Source organism: Candidatus Omnitrophota bacterium, from assembly GCA_026387175.1.
In the GTDB taxonomy this organism is placed as follows: Bacteria; Omnitrophota; Gorgyraeia; order 2-01-FULL-45-10; family 2-01-FULL-45-10; genus CAIMPC01.
Genome location: JAPLME010000010.1, coordinates 67,368 through 88,750, shown reverse-complemented (window position 1 = coordinate 88,750; position 21,383 = coordinate 67,368). Strand labels below are relative to the sequence as shown.

Below are 21,383 nucleotides of genomic sequence, written 5' to 3'. Positions count from 1 at the left end.
TATAGTTCTGCCGAGCGTAAGTTGCTTGCCCAGGAACCCATACCACCAAGGATTATTACCGTCAGTGGTATACGTCGGAGTGATCGACCTGTCCATCATCTTTAAAACAACGGTCGTATACCCGGTCTTTGCGTCCCATGTGACCGTGTAGTTCTCGTATTTCGGGTCTGTCGTGGAAAAATGCGGGCGAACCACGCCGTCCACCTTTATCTCATATTCATTAGCAAGACCGGATAGAGGTATGAGCTGCCCGTCAAAAACGCATTTGGTCACCGGATCTACGCCGGATGTATCACTGTTTACATATGGAGACGCTTCGGTCTTTATCTCTTTTATCGTTACCAACTTGCCCTCGGGTACCGGTGAATTCAGGAATACAATAGTCTTGGCTCCTGTAGTTTCATCGGTATCAATTCTATATGTTTCGGGTTTTTGTTCTACATCGTCGATAAGTACTCTCTCGCCCTTACTATAATCGATGAGCACCCGGTCAGCTACGGACGAGATCTCTCTCACGTATGTCCATCCATCCGTTTCATCTATCATAAAGTCATTTACCGCGCCGTCTTTTGAGATATTAAATGTGATTGCGGGATCCGTCTCTTTTATAACGGGGCCGTTGATTATCTTAAAGTAGATCTTCTTATCTTTTGCGGTATCTTCGACTTTAAATACCGGCGCCGTAGAGCGGGAATATAAGAATTTACTGTCTCCAGCCAGGGCAGAATTTACCGTAGCGTCACTCAGCCTTACATCAGACTTTTCCCCGCGGGAAACAGAGCCTTTGGCGATAATATAGTCATTGAATATGCTATCAAGGACAGCTTGTCTTGCATAATCACCTGAGGAAGCATTACCATTTTTAATCCTCTTCACAATATCGTCATATTCGACAGTGTGCTTGTCCTGAAGGTTGACCTGACCGTTACCATCGACATCGTATTCATAGCCCTGCTCACCGCTCGCTATTATCCCGTCAAAGAGCTGGCTTACGGTCGGGGGTGTAAGGCCTAAATTAGCTTTGGTAATGGTGTTTTGCGCCGCTGTTATATTGTCCGCCGTTACGAGCGCAATGTTGCTCAGGAACCATTGGCCGCCCGATATTATCCTGCTATAAATCTGATCCGCTGTCAGGACCTGAATCTTGGCGGTTAATGTCAAATTAGCCGCCCTGATACAGTTTTGAGGCGTGGTTATATTGCCGGCTGTGACGAGACCTATATTATCGATGAACTTCTTACCGTACGATATTATACCGTTAAGGACATCATCCGGCTTAAGAGGCGTAAGCTGCTGGTCAGTCGCCGCCAATCCCTCATTTGCTTTGGCAATGCAAACTTGAGCTGCGGTTATTCGGGCTGCCGTAAAGAGTTTCTTACTCTCATCCGTGATATTGATATTGTCAATGAACTGCTTACCGCCGGTTAGTATATCGTTTAAGACCTGGTTCGCGCTCCGGGGGGTCGTAAGTTTATCTGTCCCTGTTGGCAATGCATTATTAATCGTGGTAATGAGGCCTTGAAACGCAGTTATATTAGTTGCTATGACAAGGTCTATGTTATCGAGGAACGGCTTGCCATCCGTCAATATCTTATTAAAGATATCTTTCACAGACATAACTAGATTAGCCTTGATTTGATTGGTCGCATCTAATACACCGTTTGCAGTGCCGATGCGGTCTTGGAGTTTATTTATATTAGCCGGCGTGGCAAGCGCGAGGTTCCCGAGGAACTTCCCGCCGTCCGTTAATATATTTTTAAGGACATCATCCGCGCTCATATTAAGTGTCGTAACGATGGTTTTGGCCGCGGAGATTGTACGCATAGATGTATCTATGCTATCCTTCGTGACGAGCGCAAGATTGTCGAGATAACTCTGGCCGCTCGCCATTATCCCGCTAAGGATATCGTTGGGTGTAAGGGGCGTAAGCCTGTTGATCGACCCGGCTGCCTCTAAATCTCTGTTTACTTGGGCGATGCGGTCTTGACACTTAGTTATATTGGCCGCCGTGACTAGATTAACATAGGAGAGGAATTTTCTCCCGGCATCTCCCTGCGAAACCGCCCCGTCCGCTTTCAAAAGGGCATCAATATAAGCATTGAACGCGGTATTAGCAGGATTCGAAGCAGGCTTTTTGTCCAGAATATCGATCTTGTTATCCCCATTAGTATCAAGGGCGTGATATGCCGCACTCAGCTCCGGGGTTAGCTTTGCCCCGGACCCGAAGAGGGTTTGGAAGGCAGCAACCATAGTGCCAATCTCCGCAAAACTGGTACCATCCGAGCCATTGATAACACCGTCTTTATTATAATCCAGGTCTTCGGGTTGCCATCCCAATCGAGGATTCGACCACGACTCTTCCCGCCACTGAACGATCATACTTTCCGGAACTGTGACATTTCCCCCTGTCCACCCGCTGATAAGATATGTCGAACCCGGCGTGACGGCATCGGCATGCGTCACGGTACCGTCTCTCGCAAGATTTATAGTTTCAGCCACTCCGACATCATTGATCAGGGCGTTCACCTGGGCCTCCGAAAGGCTGTTTATATTAAGGAAATTCTGTTTCGGGGCATTAAGGAACTCTTCGTAATATTTAAGATATTTCTGGTCCATATCCGTAAGGAGGGAATCATCGACAATATTATACTTGCTGTATTCGTCATAGTTATTTGCCACAACGATCGCCTGACGAGGAGAAGAATCAAGCAGCGACTGGGTGAGAGAATTCTTGAGTTTGATATAATCACTCATATCTATCTGCTTATCACCGTTAATATCGTATCCCTCCTGATACCCCGGATCATCCACCCCGATGACACCGCCATTGATGAGGGCTTTCTCTATGTCCGCCTTGTCGGGGTCACTGAGTTTGCAAATGGGCTTCTGGGATTTCGTCTCGATATAAGCAAGCATCCTTCCGGCTTCGTCATACATAATATGGTCCGTCTTCTTTATCGTGACTATGTTAGGAGTTGTCGAATCGGTGATCCAGTCGCTATAGCCGGAGATCTGGCCGAATTCATCATAGCTTATATTGGTCGCAGGCGAACCGTCCGGATATACCGAGCCGCCGCGCATAGTCGTGGTCTTTACATTATACGGCTCTGTATCTTCGACTGTGCCATTCGATGCGATAAAATCGTCGGACCGATTTACGCCGGTGTAGGTCATGGTAGAGGTTGCCTTGCTCGCTTTATCCGATTTCTTCCAGGCGATCTCATTCATGGTTGAGAAGAGCGATACGGTCGAGGCCGATCTATTGTCAAGGAGCGGATGGCCAAACATATCATTACCGCCGGCAACGATATCATTCCCGCGCTTCACATTGGCAACCTTCAAGGCGCCGCCGTAGAGGTTCACTTTATTTATGGTAAAGGAGCTGGTTCCGATTATCCCCACAAGATCGAAACAGAAACGGTTCCAGGCGCCGTTAGTATAGTAGTTTTCGATAAGATTATTACTATAGAGCTCCGACTTTAAATTATATTCGTATACGGTGGCGCCGCTGGAATCGGTATACGGTGTCGCGATTTTTTTGTCAGTGCCGGAATTGGAATTAACGAAATATATTTTCACTGCGTTTCCAGCTTTGTTGAGCCCTTCAAAGCAGATCTTGAAATCGGATGTCGCGGCCGCATCGAATGACAGATACCTTCTCATACTACCAGATAATGGATCGATGATACTGTTAGATGTTGAGTCGATACTATCTTTATCGGCATAGAGATAGTATTCGGACAGCGGGTCGGAAGCGCCGGAATTGGCAAAACCGGTTATATCCATAATATCGAAGTCTTTCACAACCGAGGCGGTATTTAAAGTTCCGTCGGAATTGATATAGTCGGACTTTGCGGCGGCATGCCATATATATGCTGGGTCATAATCCGGGTCTCCCGATTTCTTGTCTCCAAGCCCGATCTCCTGACGGTCCGTCTTTGTCGCCTCATCTTTACTGAACCCGAGGTTGGCGAGGCTGACCTGGCCGCTTGTATAGAGGCCTTTCACTTCAAAACTACTGATGCTGGTAACGGCAAGAGCTTTCATCAGGAGCTTGTCGATGTCACTCTCGAAATGGTACCATTCGTTCGCCTCGCATCCTCCCGAGCCGATCTCATTGACGCCGTCGATAAGGACGAGTTTGCGGCCGGGTATTGGAGCGCCGCTTACCGCGTTCTTATCGTTATAATCCTTATATTGCCAGATTTCGGCGCGGCCGTTCCATATATCGTATAGGACGAGGTAATCTCCATTGTAATTGTTGCCAGCGCCGTCATTAGCGGCGATCTGCACTTTAACGCCGAACTTTGCATTGGCGCGTGTAACGATGTCGATGGACATGAACGACCTTCCATCGGTCCTGGCGCTGTCCGCACCGGTAAGAACCTTCGACGCTACGTATACAGGAGAGCTCGCTTCTATATCGAGCTTCTTACGCACATCATCGACTGTCCACTCACTTGTAACGAATGTAAGAATAGATTCGTCGACATCGCACGCAACCGTAGGCCTGAATGAGAAGTCCTTGATAAAGACCTCTTTGGCAACAGCGTCCTTAACCGGAGAGCCTATAGAGCCAAGCTGGGGGTTTGTCAGGCTATAGGTATATCCGCCCAGCGTCGTGGCCGAAACGCCAAGCGCGGCCATTATGTCAGTATCAATATTGCCCCTATCGAACACATACGTATCGTTCGTCCCCGTTTTCAATGTCAAAGTGAGCGGCAGATAGATGGTGCCGCCGTCGAGGGACTTCGATGCCGTTGTGACATCCGCCCTGTAGACGACTTTGGGTGTCGTAGTCGTCAAACCAAGAGGATTCATTGCAAGAGTCGTTATCGCCTCACTATCTTTCTTCGTGAAATTCAGCTGTACTTCAAAAGATGAAAGATCTTTCGGGCCATTCTGTTTATAAACCTCGAAGTGAACGCTCTTACCGGTGATCGGCGTGAGGTTATATGATGCGGTAGAGGCCTTGACAGGAGTGGGCTTAAGGCCAAACGCCGGACTTGCCAGTGAATAGCTATAGTCGTCGAGCCCGGTATAGGCAATCACTTGTGCCATCAACCACTTATATCTATCTTCATCCCTCAGCGTCATACTGGGAGCATTGGCAAGATTGCCGGCCTCTGTCGCATATCCCTCGAATATTTTTTGGATCGCGGCCTTCACATCCTCATGGACATTGGTATCAAAAATATATGTATTTGTCGTTCCTTCTTTCAGTTTCAATTTGTTATCATCAAGCGGCAGATAGAGGGTACCGCCGTCAAGGAACTTTGATGCTTCCTTAACGTCAGCCCCATAGATCACGCGGAGTTTCGGATTTGTCAGGCCGATCCCGGCCAGCGTCTGGCCCTCTCTGAGCTTAAAGTTCATGTCTATTTCGAAAGATGAAAGGTCTTTGGGGTTACTCTGGTCAACCTCGAACCTGATGTACTCCTTGCCGGTCAAGTCTAAGCTATCACCGGAGTAGGCGGCGGTAACAGTAGCGGGCATCGGTATAATGCCAAAGGCGGATTCTGCCAGGCTATAGCTGTATTTATTGAGGCCATTAACGCCCAGATCGGTAAAAGCGGCCACTTTTGCGGTCAACAATTCATATCGTGCCTGTTGAGTCGTGCTTCTTTGGGTGAGGGCCTTAAGGGCCGCGAGTTCTGTGATATATAAGCCGCATAACCCGTTGATCGCGGCCTTTACATCCTCGTGGACACTGGTATCGAAGGTATATGTATTGGTCGTCCCTACTTGTGTCAGTCTGAGCGGCAGATAGAGGGTCGTACCATCTGAGGATAGTGATGCCATAGTATCGCCCTTCCTATAGACGACGCGGAGATTAGGGCTTGTCAAGCCCAGGCCATCCATCCTCTGGCCCTGCGTAAGCGCAAAGGCCATATTTATCTCGAATGATGAGAGAGTTCCATAGGCATCCTGATCAAAATCGAATCTGACGTTTCTGCCATCGGAATAGGTTATGGGAACTTCAGCGGATGTGAAATTGAATGTGGGGTCGCTTGCTATGCTACACGTATATCCCGCGAGGGGATTATTGAGCGCGTTTTGTACATCAGTTATAACATTCTTGTTAAATACATACATACTGGTGGCTGGATTCAACGTCAATACAAGCGGTAGATAGATAGTCTTACCATCGGATGATATTGAGTTTACGGTTCGGCCCGCCTCATAAATAACGTGAGGAGCAGTGGTTGTCAGGCCAGGCGCCGGCACATTAGTTGTGTCAGATACTTCTCTCCTCGTATGTAAACCGTAGTCACGAGAATAATAAGTGTAGGGTTGTCCCTCTTCTGGCGCGGGGGGATACCATCGATACCATTGCGTTCCATCAGACATATATAGTTCGAGAGAAGAATCATATACATAGCCTTCATATGCGTCATATTCATAATGGCTAGAGGACTGTACAAGATAAACATTAACGATTTGGTCAAATGACGAAAGCGTCCCCAGGCTATTCTGGTTCACATTAAAACTTACAACGTTGTCGACACTTGAGTAGGAGGAAATAACCTTGGTATTGGCCGTAAACTTACAGAAAACCGATCCCGCAGTAATGCTATAGTTACTATCATCAAGCCCGGCCAGGGAGCCAATTTTCGCAGTCAGAAGATCATATCTAGCTTGCTGGGTCGGGTTCCGGTTCGGAATGGCGGCAAGCGCCGTAAGTTCGGTTCGATAGTCGTTGTAAGATTTGCCGTCTGCGCCCTTTATACATTTGTCGAAAGCGTCCTTTATATCAGTGTAGATACTTCTATCGAAGACATATGTATTGGTCCCAGCCTTCTGTGACATCGTAAATGGCAGATAGAGGGTATTGTGGTCACCTGATAACGATGCCACGGCGGTGCCTGTCTTATCTATTTTATACACCACATGCAGTTTAGAATTCACCAGAGAAATCTCAGAAGGGATGGGAACCGAGCCAAAAGCTAGGTCTAATTCGAATGACGAAAGCTCTCCATACTCATCCTGATTAACTTCGAACTTGATATGCTTACCATTGGTAAGGATATCGTTCGTATCTTCAGCGTAGAAGGTCGTAGTATAGTCATACTGGGACGATGCCTTCAGGTGAAGGACGTTCGTCCCGTTGTCCTTGGCGATAACCGACTGCCTGATGTTCTTTGAATAATCCTCCGTATTTTGGACGAGGTTTATCATCTGGTTATGTTCGTCATAGGTTACATCCGTAACGGTCAAGACGCTCTCAAGATCGGGGGAGTCGGCGCTTAAGCTGGTATCCGTGTAAGAGACTACCTGGCCGAAATCATTGTAAACCATATCGGATCGGGTCGTGGTCGAATCCTTGGTAGGCTGTATAACCTTCGACTCCTGGAGTGCGTTCATAAAATCGCTGCTGAAAAGCCCCGAACCCGAGGGAGAGGCAAGTATCCCATACTGCGCCCAGTCGTTAATAGTGTATTTACGGTAGGCTTCCTCGATCTCGGGTTTCTTCACGAGCGAGAATACAGAGTTGGATGATGGTGCCAGCGTTATAATGTCAATGCCGCCAATAAGAGAAACTGGATTTTTAATATCAGGATCAACTATTTCAAAGGCTATGTGCTCACCGGGGAGATGCTTGCTATTATCAAGAGCATTCCGCAATATCCAATCAAGGCTGAATTCATAGTGTTGAGGGTCGGAGGATAACGAATTAGCCGTGCCAAGGTAACAGACTATATCCTTATTCGAGTCGGGCGCAAGAACGGTGCCGCGCACACCGCCGGTTCGGAATGTGACCGTGTAGGTCTCCGGCTTCAGAATAGCTCTCCCGTTCTGGTCTTTGATAATGTGTCCGTCCTGGTCTACAGACTCAACCTTTACCTTTACATTGTCCTTCCTTAATACACCCACATCATCCTTAAACATTGTTTGGGGATTGCGCGTCGCGTCAAAGGCGACTACCGTCTGCGCGTTCGAGGTAAACCGTATGTCCTTTATACTGAACTGAACTCCTTCGACCGAGAAGTTCATGATATGGTCTATCATCACATCATCCTTCAGCCCGGTTAACGGATCGGTTGGCAGGTTATCATTAAAGAGCTTTGCCAGATCACGATCGATGATCGTCCAATCCAGCTTCTTCTCTCTATCCAAGAGAGAGATCTTAATGTCATAGGTCTTGCCATCGGTGCCCATAACCTTGACATTCATAGCAAAGTTCTCATCAAGGGCATATGGCCTTCCGTCCGACCCGAGCGTGGTCGCGCCGATCGATTTAAGTTTGAAGGTTATATGATTTCTATCAGTCAGCCCGAGGTCGCCCGAGTCAGTACTAATGCCATCGACAAGGCGAATGGCCTCACCTTTTAAGCGGGAGCCGGAATTAAAGGCAAGCTCGGCATTCGAACTTATATTTGTGCCACGGGGCATAATGAAGGAGACTGACCAGTCCTGGCGGTTTAATAGACTGGGCAAAACTGAGGTATTCGCTGTCTCGTCATTCTCCCAAAGCCCGATGTTGCTAATATCATAGTATCCGCCTCTTAGAGAGATCTGCCTCAACCCATCGAATTTTTCAGGATCCATACCATCGGCAATGGAAGCGGCTTTAAGATCTATAGTGACCTTTGTCGCACCGGCAACGGAGGTATCGACTGCAAGCCACGGCTTTGAGCCTGGCTTAAGCTCGGACGAATTGACTACGATCGAATGGTTAACGCCGTCCTTATCCTGCACATTGAGCGAGCAAATGAACGGTTCGCCATCCGCAAATATATAATCTTTGCCGCTTTCAAGATTTCTGAGATAGAATGTCAGCTTGTTCTTGCTCTTAAGGATATCATTATAGATATCCGATGTATCAGCAGCGTCTCTGAGGTTCATAAAAAGTTCTGTATCGCTCAAGGCGGCCGAGCGGACCTTATAGTATGTTCTGTTTGTGGTTGTGTCTGTGGTTATGGTGTAATCCTGGGTATCGTCCCTGAACGGATTCAGAACCCATGCTTCCTTCTGAGTAGGAATGTCGATAATACGCGTGGGATCATCCCATTCCTTGAAACTGTCCGATAGTTTTATGCTGGTGAAGGTCCCGTCGGCGCATTCGAGGGAGATATACTTGACGTGGTCGAACGCCGCGGCGTTCTTATATTGCTTCGCCAGGTCTTCGGCGAGATTCCACATCTTCGTTACCTCCGGCGTTCCGGAAGCCGTCTCGAGCTTATTATAGGTAAGGTTATAGGAATTACCGGCTTTATCGACAACTTTTACATAGAGCGTCATTGCCGCAGAGGCTTTAGGTATATACGAAACCTTTAGCCACTGCTTATGCCACATCTCATCGCCATAGCCGCTCGGCCAAGTACTGTTGCCGGACCAATACAGGTACCTATTGATCCAACTGCCCTGAGCATCGGGGTCAATAGCGGCAGGATTGGTAAACATGGAGGCATCGCCCTCATCGCCGGAAGGCTTTGTAAGCTCATCGGAAGTGTATGTCTTATTAATAAAATCAACGTCCCCATGCGATACAACGGAATTTAAGGACAAGAGCTGGACGCTACTGTCTGTCAGCGCGGCGGCGTTATTGAGAATATTCTGCAAATCAACGCTGATAGTGTAGTAACCGCTTTCCTGCGGCTCATTGGTAAGATCCCCCATATTATATCTAAGGGTATATTTAACATCACTATCGCTCTCCGCATTGGGCACAAGAGTGAGAGTTCCTTTTACGCTATTGAGATCCGATACGAAGTCTATAAGATAAATACTCTCTACGCCTTCGCTATCTTTGACTCCAAGACGGGCTTTCACGCCATAATCGCCGGCTCCCGGCTTTATCTGGAAACAAAGTTCGCTTACCGCGGTCAGCACTTTTTGAACCTGGTAGATGTTAGTATCCGCCGCGGGGCCGTTATCTAACGAGATTGCGCCCGGCTTTGTCCAGAGCTTCGGATCGAGTGAAACTGTCGTAGGGTCCTTCCCATCTTCGTATTGCGAGACCTTAAGATTCTTCATCGAAACATTCGAAGCTGTAATATGGAATTCTCCCACGCTCAAATATTTCGGTGATAACGATATATATCTGGAGCAGATATCCTTCAAGTCGAAAGTGTAACTCTGCCATCCGCCATCGGTCGCGTTCGAGCCGAGGTAGATAAGGACATTCCGGTCGGCGCCGCCCCCGGACTCATTGGCGCCATCGCCTGATTTAAAGGTGACAAAATACCAGCTTGTGAAATCATTGACACCGTTATTGACATGTACCCAGGCTGAAAAACTAAAATCGTTAGTCGCTTTTACATCAAAGCTCAGGAATGACTTACCCTCTATGCGCGGCCCATAGCCCCAATCGGTGCCGGGCTCGATACTCCTGATCGAGGCGCTGTAACCTGCGGGGCTCGTGATTACAAGGGCATTCTCTATATCCTGATTCGACTCATCATATCCGAGCGCCTGGCCGAGGCCGTTGTAGGCCATGTTCGCGAGGGTCTTTACAGTCTTGAGATCGGGACTTGCGCTGGAGCGCGACTCTTCGGAATACGACAGGGTATTACCGTTTAATGGATCATATTTTACATCGGACTTTTCGATAGATGTGGTCTTCGAAAGTGTACCGGATCCTGAGCCAATAAGCGCCGGTTTGTCGGCAGGTACCGTATCCTTTAAATTGGCCTTCGTGGTGTTATCGGGCGCTATCCACTCTGAAGTAGCGAGCGAAACCGTCTCTATATTGGCAAGCTCTTGATTCTCGGCAAGGCTGAGGTTCCTTATCGTCACATCGGACCCTTTTATCTTGATATTCTTCAGATGGCCGAAATCGACATTGACCGTTTGCTTCATAAGCCACTTAAGGCCGGAACTAAGTGAATCGCTCTCTTTTACGTTAATGTTATGCCATTCTCCATTCGCAACATCGCCAAGGTAGTATGTAATAGTTTTTTCGGTGGAGTTATAATCATATATCTTCTTCGGATCCCCGACGTTGTAGCCGCTCACCAGACAGATCTTATATTCGATACCATTATTATCGGTGACGGTAGCAGCAATGGTGAACGCGGATGAGGCTTTAACGTCCGCAGAGAGATACCACTTTTCGATCTTAAGGTCATCCGCACCCGTTGTAATCCAATTGCTACCGGTCGGGTCGATCCATTCCATGGTCGAGGCTTCATTAGTCAGCGATTTGGAGCTCAGGACCATGCCGTGTGAATCGTAGAGGATATCGGACATAGTATTCACGGTTATAAGATTGGGTATATAGGTCTCATCTTTGGAATATGAGTAGTCTGTATAACCCTTGACCTGGCCCTTCAGGTTATAGTTAATATCTCTGCGATCAGTCTCGGAATTTGTCGTGTATACTATCGCGTCCCCATCCTTCACGATTTCCTGCGAGATATTATTATATCCTTCCATCTGGCCGCTAATGTTGTAAGTGATGCCGCTGAAAATCGCTGTTCTGGTCGAGCCAGTTATATCGGTACCTGTGCTTTCATCGGTATAAGCGCCGATCTGGCCCAGATTGTTGAATGAGGCGGATAGGCGTTTCGTGGTCTTGGTTATGTCAATAAGCGCGATCGCGCCATTAACCCCGTACTCCGCAAGCGCGCGGCGCAGGAGGCTCTGTGTATTGGTATCTGTAATAGCGGCGGCATTAGATTCATCCAGAATGCCGTCTTTGTCTTCTACTCTATTTGTAATACCATTTTCATCGACAACATTTTTAAACTCATCCAATGAAGCCAGATTACCTATTGTGTATGTTACCTTGACGTCATTGGCATCAGTATATGTGCCTGTAATCTTACTAAGAGCCTCATGTGACTCATCAATATAAGTGAGCATCCTGCCCTTTACATCATATTTCATCTCTTTCATCTTTGTGGTCGTTGTGATAGAATCGGTGCTGGAGGTAGAGGTTTCCTCGTAACCGATGAGCTGGCCGAGATCGTTATATTTCATATTTTGTCTGCCGGTATCTGTCTGGTAATCAAAGTAAGTAGAGATAAGCTCCTCGAGCTTGGTCAGGTCATTACCATCCACGATACCATCCTTATTAATATCATACTTGAGCCGGTAGGACCCGCCAGTCTTTGTCACCTTGCCATAAGTAGAGATATATGTTTTCAGTGTATTTATATCAGCCTGGGAAACGACATCCTCGCTTTGCCAGCGGTACTCCGGATCGCCCCAATTAACATCGTTAAGGTTTGCCTTCGACCAGAAAGCCGCTTCATCATCTACAGCGCTCAGAATTCCGTCGCCATTCGCGTCATAATGCTTATAAAGCTCGCTGAAAATATCTGAGCCGCTGGGATAAGTGAACGTGACATAGTTGGCTACAGAGCTCTCCATAACGCCTCTGAATTTTGTATCATCGATAGAGACGCAGCCATCCGCATTAAGGTCTAAATGCGCGACCGAACCCCAGCGAACATTGTCGATTAATCTGCCATTGATATCCCGCATCTTTTGGCTCACCATGAAAGTAGCGCCGGAGTTCGGAGCGATGAGTTTCGCATACGATGGGACAAGATCGAGGGCGCCGAGGAACGTGCCGACCGTATCGGTCGGTCCGGCGTATGTCTTATAGATAGCTATAATACCGTCACCATCTTTGTCGAACAGGAGCCTGTCTTTCTTCTGGTTCAGCGTGCAGAAGACATCTGTCTCAAACCCGCCGGCCGTGGTCGAACCTACGGCGATTGACCCGTCATTCCTATGCCCTGTCTGGTCACGAACAGAGCCGTCATCGAAAGAATAGTATGCCAGCATACTCGTATCCGTAACTGAGACAATACCTGTTGAAGGATCCGTCTTGCGCTTATTATCCATATGGCTCTTTATGTCCGCGGCAGTGAGCGCTCCTGAAGAGTATACGGCGAGCTCATCTATAGACCCTTTAAATCCGTTCGTCGCCACTCCGCCTACGATATCGGCGCCCACTATTATATTCTTATTGAGATAACCTCCATATTGGACCAGGGAGCCAACTTGGTAGCGGCTTGGCGCATAGACCTCACCATCTATAAAGAACGTGATCACGCCGGCCTCGCCGCTGGCCCTATTGACATTCGGGTTATATTGCGCGGCAATATGATGCCAATCGCCCTGGATAAATTTCATATCAAGCTCAGCGGTTACACCATGGAAAGAGAACTTCAGCTTGCTGGATGACGGCGTAGTTATATTATTGTTGTACCCTAGCCATATGGCACGGCCACTCCCGTTATCTGCCTGGCTCAATATGACCTGATCGCCGGCCGTATTAAGATTCGTGAATTCGACCCACGTTTCGATCGTGCAGGCGCTCGATTTATCAATTTCATTTAGACCGAAACCGGTCGATGGTGTCGGATACCCCAACGTAATGTAATCCTTGCCCAGGAACCGCATCGACTGGGCGTCGTCCTCCAGGATGATCCCCAGATGGAAGCGTCCCGTACCGGGCACCCTCACCTTCACTGCCGCATCGCTTGCCGGTGCGGCGGTGAAGGTTATGGTTACAGTGCTGGTGCCTACGGTTGCGGTATAATTTGTGACTTTGGTATCGTTTACGTATATCTCATAAGGATTATTCCCATCAGGAGCGTATCCAAGCAAAGATTTATCGAATTCAAATACACAATTCCCATCCTTGCCAACCCCTATTTTCGTATCTCCGTTTAAATAATTCTCAAGCGCTTCACCCCACGCCTTCTTTGATGAGTCCTTCTTCAGAAGATCTATGTCCTTCTGGGTGATGATCTTTGTGGTGCTTGTCCCGTACTGGTAAACATTAAGCTGGTTTATATCGGTCAGATTGACAAACGCGGGATTATTCCTGATAAATGAGTCGGGTATTTCACTCAGATATATATATTTCTCGATCCTATCGGCCTGGGTCGCGTCTCCGAAATGGGCCTGAGTGATCTTTGCCCAGGCGATATCATCGGCATAGGTAAATTCATAGTCAGTGCCAGGTATGCTGTAATATCTAGATGGATCCGATGGGTCCAATGAATTCTTTGGATCAATAAATATGACGCCGTCAGCGCCGATATCATACCCTTTACAATGAAGCTGTGAGAAGACGCCGGATGATGATGTAACCGGTCCCCAGGTAACAAATTTATCGTTTGTAACAGCGCCGCCATTCCACGTGAGAAGCTGATCAATGATCTTGTCATTCGCGCTGATATCGTACTTATCGATCACGCCGTCATTATTTCTATCGTAAGCGAGCAGATATCCGGTCTGACCGCTCGCCAAAGATCCTCTATTTTGCAGCGCCACCTTTATCGCGTCCTGGTATGTGGTTATATCACTCGGTTTAATTACCGCTCCATAATTGCTAAGAAGGGTAGTGATAGTCGCTTTATCATCGAAATCTATCGTGATGGTTGTTCCTGCGCCAGGCGCTGTAGCAAATGTTATGATCCTGCCTGTGCTGTCAAGCGTATAACCTGATTTTATCTCTGTCGATGTGCCGCCTATAGTGCTGAAGACTTTATAGGTTTTCCCTTTCAGTGAATATGTCGTCATGTAACTCGAGGGCAGCGCAAAACTCTTGCCGTCGCTTCCCACAGAAATAAGAGTAGCCGTTGCGTCTTCCGCAGTGATCTGGCCGTCCGTGGTCTTATTGTACTTGCCGATAAGGGTGCCAAAAACATCCCAGTCGGCTTTACTGATCACGTCGTCATTATTGACATTAAGATTAAGAAGCGGGTCATCGCTGGCGAGGCTACTTTTCTTTATTACTCCGCTCTTATACAGAAGATCCTGTATAAGATTACTAAACGCGGTCTCATCAGCTGTTTTTCCCGTAATAGTATCCCTTACTGCGCTGATCTGTTTATCGGAATTACTGTCATACACGGCAATATTGGTGAAGCCTTTGAACCTGCTCAATAATTCTAAATAGTCCGTCGCTGCCCATAAGCCAGAACTCAGAGAGAGCAATGCCATAAAGTCGGCGGTTCCCTGTTTAAAGCTGTAGGATGTATCGAGCACCCCGGAGATAGCGCCATTAGCTTGCCCGCCGCCGAGGAACTTTGCCAGCTCCAGGGCGTAAATACCACTAAATCCCGCACCCGTAGTATCAGTAGGGTCTCCAGGTAATACGAAATTTCCTTTCTTCCAGTCGTTCCATAGCTTATTAACATCGGCTATATCGAGGACTTTATTGCCATTGCTGTCAAAAGTCTGGATGATATCCAGGGCGGAAAGTGTGCCTACGGAGCTATTGATCTTGATCATGACATCCATGCCAGACGTAGAAATATTATTGTTAAAGGTAATGGTCTTGGCGGCGTCATCAACGGAACAGTCATAATTGTCCACTTTTATCCTGACTTTCGTATTGGCTGGCGGTGCCGGAGTACCTGTTTTGAAAGTAATGGTACCTAAAATCGGGTCAACGTCATAGGTGTTGTTAGCCATTAGCGCACTGCTCACTACCACGCCGTTCACCACGCTATCCACATAGACATTGACCGTCTTGCCTACGATCGGATAGCCGATATTAAACTTCTTGGTCGACCCATTACCGGGGCCTATATCTTTATTCTCCCTTACCTGTGTAATCGATATCTTGACCTCCTGGCCGGAGGCGGGAGCCGCAGTGAAAGTTACAGCGCCAGCGCTATCCACAGTGTAGCTGGTCGACTTACTGAGTTGACCATTAACAAAAATCTGATAGCTCTTATCTGCGAGCGTAAGGCCGGTCTCAAATCTCGTGGTCGATCCATCGCCGGTACCTATTACCTTATCAAGCGTGATGTTATATTTAGCATTAGCTAATGAATACAGGTAACTGGAGAAGTTAAACGTGCCAGGAGTGCCTTGTGCTGTCGCTTTAATGTTAAAACACTGCGCTATGACTTTATTAATCTGGGCAGCAAGGCTTTCAAGGTACGGGTTTTCAACCATTAATTCATCCGTCTTGCCATCCTTTACCGTGTTAACGTAGAGCGGTAGGAGATTTGACTTCAGGTTAGCCGTCGCGATATTGTCAGGCGTGGTCACCCATTGGGAGAGCTTCACTGTTTTGCCGATGGGTATCGCAGTAGTGAAGGTGATCGTGGTGGTAACAGCATGTGTAGTGCTGTCCGTCATTTCGCTCACCGTATATCCGCTGTTCAGAACCTGAGCTGTCCCATCGACAAAGACCGTGTAAAGCCTTCCCGCAAGAGAGCCGTCTAGGGTAAACTGCTTTCCGGTGGTATCTCCGGAAACGCTGGCAAGGGTAACGCTATTCTCAAGCTTACGCACGGAGAGCTCTACCTTCGCATTTGGATCAGTTATAGTTGCTTTTAAGGTAATTGTGCTGACGATATTATTTCCTGTCCCTGTCTCAAGCACTGTATATCCGTTAGATGCGATGGAATTCAGCACCTGAGCAACCCCGTTGACATAGACAGTGCAAAGCTTTCCTGAAAGAGAGCCGTTCGTGACGAATTGATTACCCGTCGTACCCCCGGAGGGATTTTTGAGAACAACGCTCCCCATCATATCCTGCAGCCATGCCTGGTAGAGCGGCATCTGTTGGCCATCAACAGTAACGGTCGCGAAGAATGTCTTAATATCATCAGCGCTTATATAACCATCGTTATTAAGGTCGTACCCGCCTCCGGAATAACTCAGGTCATATTTACCGCTCGTAGATAGAGCAAGGTAATCTATATCCTTGGACTTCTCTATAAGGAGTGTTTTAATTTCCAGTATCCTCTTTGACGCCTCTTCGAGGTCGGAGAGGTCGATCTTATTATCGCCATTCAAGTCAAAGCGCTTATCCCATCCGGGCTGCGCATCATGGATGAGCCGACTAAGAGCTACTGTACTGCTGGTATTTATTCGTGCATTAAAGGTGATGGTAGTTTTTTCATCTGCTTCACTCACCGTATATACACCGGTTTGGGCCTGCTCTATTCCATCGACATAGACCTTATAATTAGTTCCGGTAAGATAGCCATCACAGACGAACTGCCTCCCCGTAGTATCTTCGGGAACACGAGCGAGAGTGGTTTGGTCATAAATGGGACCCTGAATATTAGCGTGCTCGGAGATGATCGCCATCAGATTTTGACTGAATATCTGTTTATCCATATCGTCGATATAGCCGTTCCCATCCATATCAAAACCGCCCTCGCTAAAGGGTTTCAACGCACTCTTGATAATATCGATATCAATTGCATCGATCTTGTTATCGCCATTGATATCGATGCGGCAATATCCATACCCCGGATCTGCCTTCGCCTTATTGACCATATACTCTGTCAGGGCATCAAGATCGCCTTGATCAAGCACCCCGTCGCCGTTAAGGTCATATGTATTAGAGGCCCGTTCAACTGTACTCTGGTCATAGTCTATAATGCGGCCCGTCACGTCATACTTGATATTCTTCATGAATAGTGTAGTGGCACGCTCAGGGGCGGCATCGGCGATCGTCACATTGGTATATTTAGTAAGCTGCCCCAGTTTGTTATAAACAAGATCGGTCTGGGTGGTAGTCGTAGTAGAATCAAGCGCGTATGTATAGCCGTCCAACACGGTGGATCCGGTCTCACGCGTCTTTGTAACGCTTCCGGCCGACCGTCCGGTGCGCGAATACTTCATCCCGGAAATAGTCTTAGTTTCGATCTTTGTATCGCCGTCTGTCGTGATCTTATCCGTATATCCGGCGATCTGGTTTTGGGAATTATATATGACGCCGGATCGGTCTGTCGTCGTTGTAATGTCAAGCGCGTACGTAACGCTCCCATCATCCATTCGCACCATGCCGCCTTTATCATTGGAGTCTTCATGATATCCGCTCATGCCTCCGATCGAAGGGTCGTAAGTTATATCCTTTACGGTCTTAGTCGTAGTGATCATGGAAATATCGGCATCATTCGATCTCACCGGCGCGATCACATCCGTATACTCCGTCATCCGGCCCTGTTTATCATAAGTCTTTATGGTCCGCGTCGTGGTGGTCTCAGTGTCAAGGAGCATCTTCTCCGAAGCGGGAGCGGTACTGATATCGTGGCTCTTCTCCACATATTCCGTCATTTGACCGAGGGTATTGTATGTGATAGCGCTCATATTCTTAGTATTCTCAAGATATATAGCGCTGCCATATTCCTTGCTCGCCGTCGTCTCGATATATGAGGTGACCTGGCCGAGGGCATTGTATCTGGTCTCCGACCTATCGGTCGTCGTCTCAAGGTCAGGCGAGGCGGAGGAGCTCGATACATCGGTATATGTCATGAGACGGCCCAGGATATCATACTTGATATCCGTGCGGGAGGTATTCGAAGAGACGCTCATCTTGGGCGAAATTTCGGTATAGTATAGCTCCTTTTTGCCTTCATCCCACCCTACGAGCGCGAAACCGCCATCGGACAGTTTTGTCATGACAGGAAGCGTCCCGGACGAAGAACGCGCCTGGCCGATATACTGCACCTCGCCTACTGCATTACCCTTGTTATCGTAATTCTGGTATGCGGTTACGTAAAACGCGCCGTCTGCGTACGGCTGGTCCCAATACTTTATGGAAGCGCCGCCGTCGAGATTAAGGGTCTGAGTATCTGACGGAGCCAAGGCAGGTAAAGCTATCGATGTTTCGAAGATAGTGCCATCAGGATTCAGCACATAATCCTTTGTCGATAAGTCAAATTTTCGCTGCGTCTGCGTTGTGCCGCCCTTATCTCCCCAGGTGACAAGAAGGATACCGGGGGTGTTGGGATCTTCCTGCACCGAAGTAACTACCGGCGGCGGGTAAGAAGCAGTGCTCGCCTGCGGCGTAGTTACTGTCAGTCCAATCGGCCCGGTAGTTATCGGCGGTACAGGCGCAGGGGACGCAACAAAGGCGGTGTTCGACACAGGATTGGCATTGGCATATTTATCGGTCCCTGTAAAGAATTGAACTTCTCTGACATAATCGCCGCCGGAGGCTGCATTCAGCTTATATAATCTCCAATATCTATGGGCGCCTGCGGTACTTGCCCATCGCGCCTCCACCCAACCACCGTAATTGGTGCTAAGATCGATTTTATCTCCTGTTGTAGTCCACGATGAAGCGTTATCGGACCATTGGATTTCCCATTTGGAAACATTCGGCTGGATCGATCGTCCGGAACAGATCGTAACTCCGGTAAACGCTTTTGCGGAGCCTGCATCTAGTGTAAGCCATGAACCAACAGCAGCCGAGTCTGTATGAAAAGCGATGCTGCTGCCTCCATCGTTCACATTACCTGCAGAAAACGATTGCAAGCCTGACTGAGACCAGCATCCGCTAGGCCAAAGCGCAGCCGTAGCTATGGGGCAGCTCCCAAAAACAGGAAGATAGGACTTTATATATGTGCCATTCTTATCATACTGATCGGCAGTAAAGCTGGTTTTTACCCCAGGCCTGGCCCCCATGGCAAAAGACGGATCTCCGATAAATGAACCGTTATATTTATTGCCGGTCAGATCGGTCGCGGTGCCATCATTGAACGAATAGAATGCCATAAGCTTCTGGGTCATGCTCCTGGCAGATCCTTCGGAATACCTACCCATATCCATCTCTTGTTCTGAAAGCGCCGTATTATATATCGCAAGCTGATCGATCTGTCCCTTGAAACCGTTAAGGCCTAAAGCAACGTCTGTCGAGGATCTTCCTACCTGGAGCTGACAGACAGCCGGATTTTGTTGGGTAATGGCGAGGGCTTTTGTCGCGCCCGATAATTTATTACCATCAGCGTCGTAGATATAAGTCGTGGTCGATGTACTGGTAAATACCTGCGCAACGTAGTACCATTTATCGGCCGCCACCGCTACACCGGTCGACCATCTATTGGCACCCACAACACTACAGAAAAATCCATCCTTCACCTGCAGGCCGCCGCCTTTTCCTGATGCATCATCGCCATAGATATCCATGTCACCTGTGTTGCTCAGTTTCACCCACATCGCAATAGTGCCATTCTGTTTCAACTGTATGAGAGGAAGCTGGAGATAGTCGCTCCCGCCGAATGAGAGGTAGCCTGGGTCGAGATCAGTTTCGGTTATAGTATAAGTTTCATATGCCGAGGTGCTGGTCAGATTTACAGCTGCGACAAGATTTCTGGAAGCGTCATAATAGGAGTAGACCTGCCGTTTCTTAACGACGCTGCTATTCTTATCACAATCCTCGATCGAGTTTATTATCGAAGTATTCCCATAGTAGGTGTAAGTAGAAGTCATGCCATCCGCGTCAGTTATTATATTCAGCCTATCCAATGTGTCATACTGCCATGTGATCGTGGTGCCGTCAGGGTTAGCTATTTTCACAAGCCTGCCGTCTGCGTCATATTCTTTAGTGGTCTTTGTTTTGCCATCGGCAAGAGTGTAGATCTCTTTCCTGATAAGAGTGGTGTCGCCATCGTAGACGTACTCTGTTATGCTGCCGTCCGGATTCTGGATCTTCACGAGCCGGTCACGCGCGTCATATACCCAGGTTGTGACATCACCCTGAATATCCGATTTTGATATGACCGTGCCTCCGAGAGGGTATCCTGTGAGATTCCCTGCGTCATCTTTATCTTTTGACGTATGATAACCTATAACGGTATCCGTGGTATTGAATTTAATCCCAGAATTCGGATCGCCGTTAATATTATACGACTTCTGGGTTACCGCATCCTTATATGAAATCATCAGGCCAAGTGTGTCATATACTATATCCGACATGGTCCTGACCGTCGTGAGATCGGGGCCTGATGAAGCGGATGAAGCGCTGGTCATGCTGGCCATCTGACCCTGCCTATTGTATTGCACATCACTGGTATTGGAAGTGGTCACAACGCCTGTAGTCACGCCATCAGCGAGAAGCTCGGTTGATATGTCGCGATATTTCGTCGCCTGGCCAAGAGAGTTGTACTCATAAACCGTCTTCTCCTGGAAGGATGAATGATTAAGGGCCATCCCGGTTACGGAAGTTTCCGTAATCCTTGCCTTTGAATATGTGAGCTGGCCCGCTGAATCATAAGTTCTGTCAGCCGTATCAACCTCGGTCGTGACCTTGCCAGCGTTGATATCAATCGCGGTAGTAAGTTGGCCGTAGTCGATAGTCGTGCGGGTCATCCGAAGAACTTGGCCGAAATCGTCATACTTCGCTGCTTCCACTGACACAGTATATGTATGATCAAGCACGTTACCGGGCAAGGCCCCTCCCGATTCATTGATACTGGTAGCAGAGGTCTTGAGCTGGCCGCGCACGTTATAGGTTCTGGGCGAGGTGGAGATATCAGTCTCGGTTGTAGTCTTGCCTTCTACAAGCTTGCCATTAACAATCACGTAATCAACGGTCTTGCGGTCCATAAGGAGAAGCTGGCCAAGGTTGTTATAGCCGTTTTCCTTATTTATATTAGTCGTTAACGTATATGTGTGGTCGAGGAGGGCGCCTTCGGCGGCAGTTTCTGTGGCCTTATTCGTAT

At 48.0% G+C, this 21,383-nt stretch carries 1 protein-coding gene (only partly in view); it reads right to left on the bottom strand.

This entire window lies inside a single protein-coding gene on the bottom strand: locus NTY76_05735, encoding a hypothetical protein. The 65,589-nt coding sequence extends 29,589 nt beyond the window's left edge and 14,617 nt beyond its right edge, so the window shows coding positions 14,618–36,000 — codons 4,873 (partial) to 12,000 (complete); the first complete codon in reading order (the gene reads right to left) occupies nt 21,379–21,381. Both the start codon and the stop codon lie outside the window.